General features: G+C 66.3%; 1 pseudogene. It reads left to right on the top strand.

Annotation, left to right across the window (positions count from 1 at the left end):
* Positions 1–329 (top strand): annotated as a pseudogene (locus tag AAZU54_RS27355) (hypothetical protein); the annotation flags it as partial.

The raw sequence follows: 329 nt of genomic DNA, 5'->3' as shown, positions 1-329 counted from the left end.
GGCGGTACTCGATCCGAAGCTGGCGCACAGCGTGATTGTCGTCAGCGTCTGGGTCCAAGGAACGGCAGAGCAAGTGCGCGACACGCTGGTCAATGGCACACGCGCCAGCCTTGAGGAATTGAACCGGACAGCGCAGGTGACGATGCTCGATCTGACCGTCGCCGTGGGCACCCTGGAGCCGAATGCGCGCCAGGCGCTGCAGGGCCTGCGGGTGACCTCGCGACAAGCGGCGCAGTTGCTTGGCACCAGTTTCACAGGGCTGCGCGGGGTCGCGGGAAGCTGGGAGTTGCTGCTGGCCATGGGCGGGCTGTACCTGCTCAGTGACAGCC

The sequence above is a fragment of the Pseudomonas sp. Je.1.5.c genome (assembly GCF_051129895.1).
Classification (GTDB): domain Bacteria; phylum Pseudomonadota; class Gammaproteobacteria; order Pseudomonadales; family Pseudomonadaceae; genus Aquipseudomonas; species Aquipseudomonas urmiensis.
The sequence above is the reverse complement of the archived record's forward strand: the minus strand, read 5'-3'. Positions and strand labels throughout refer to the sequence as shown.